Raw genomic sequence first — 1,179 nt, forward strand, 5'->3', positions numbered from 1 at the left:
CAACTTCTTATGTGATTTATGGATGGCACTGTTTAAATTTTCCAATCATCGAGGCATTGGAGATGAAAATTGTAATGCCATAGTTGAAGTTATGGAATTGATAGAAAAAGTTTTAGTTTTAAAACTTCAAAATGAACTACCCAATATTACAAAGATTTTAGCAATTCTTACAGATTTTGGAGATTCAGAGTTACCGCATAGCATGGATTCTTTATTGCGCGCTTATAATCCAGATTCAGAGAACCCCATTAAAAAGGTTGCTTAAGTAAATATATACTCCCTCCTCGTTCTCAAAAATGGGGAGGGGATTAAGAGGCTTCTTCTAAAGCTGTTTGCTCTTTACTATTCTTTTGAATAGGCGTTAAACTCATTTGTAAATCTAATGCACTTAACACACTAAGAAAAGTAGAAAGGCGTGGATCACCTTTATCGCTTAAAGAACGATAAAGAGACTCGCGATTTAGTCCTGTCTCTTGAGAAACAGTTGTCATTCCTTGTTTACGCGCAATAATACCTAATACATGTGCAATATAGCCACTATTTTTGGTTTCTAAAGCATCATCTAATAAGATCTTAAAGTCTTCAGGTGTATTAAAATATTCACTTACATCAAATTTAGTAATTTCCATGTTTCATTTCCTTTACTAATTGAAGGGCTTTTTCGATATCTTTTTGTTGTGTGGATTTATCACCAGCATTTAATAACAAAATGATTTGTTTCCCTTGTTTTACAAAATAAATCCTATAGCCTGGTCCATAATTTATTTTTAGTTCACCAATGCCACGGAAATATTTCACGTCTCCTAGAAGCCCATATTCAAGGCGGAAAATACGTGCAGCAATTTTCTTTTGCACTTGTTTGTCTTTTAACGAGTCTAACCACTCTGTAAAATAGTGTGTTTTTTTAACAATAAACATTTGTAGTTTATATGCTACATAATAGATAATGTCAAATACATTCTTTTGTTCCAATGAATTTGTTCCAATGAACAAGCTACATAGGTTTTAACAAGCCATCCTTTCAAATGGGAAAAATATCAATTTTTTAATCCAGCTCTGCTTTTTTCGGAGCTTTTTTTATGGAGAAGCATATGCGAAAAATATCATCAGAAGGACTTGCACTTATTAAACAATGGGAAGGTTTGCGTTTAAACGCCTATAAAGATGCCATTGGGGTAT

3 protein-coding genes and 1 pseudogene are annotated in these 1,179 nt (G+C 33.1%); 2 read left to right on the forward strand and 2 right to left on the reverse strand.

The window, feature by feature from the left end; genetic code table 11:
• Nucleotides 1-265: hypothetical protein (locus ACFINC_RS09390; RefSeq protein WP_375617040.1), on the forward strand; the 265-nt coding region annotated here is incomplete at its 5' end.
• A gap of 43 nt (nt 266-308) precedes the next feature.
• On the opposite strand, the gene ACFINC_RS09395 is transcribed toward ACFINC_RS09390, so the two are convergent.
• Nucleotides 309-629, reverse strand: coding sequence for an addiction module antidote protein (locus ACFINC_RS09395; protein WP_012231054.1), 321 nt, complete (start codon nt 627-629; stop codon nt 309-311).
• Nucleotides 616-918 carry a type II toxin-antitoxin system RelE/ParE family toxin gene (locus ACFINC_RS09400; protein ID WP_006589072.1) on the reverse strand — a complete coding sequence of 101 codons (303 nt, stop codon included), beginning with the start codon at nt 916-918 and terminating at the stop codon, nt 616-618. Before ACFINC_RS09400 ends, ACFINC_RS09395 begins: the two co-directional genes overlap by 14 nt.
• Before the next feature lie 173 nt (nt 919-1,091).
• On the opposite strand from ACFINC_RS09400, the pseudogene ACFINC_RS09405 reads away from it, so the two are divergent.
• Nucleotides 1,092-1,179 (forward strand): annotated as a pseudogene (locus tag ACFINC_RS09405) (lysozyme); the annotation flags it as partial.

Origin of the sequence: Bartonella sp. AP58NXGY (assembly GCF_042195785.1) — a bacterium.
Lineage (GTDB): Bacteria > Pseudomonadota > Alphaproteobacteria > Rhizobiales > Rhizobiaceae > Bartonella.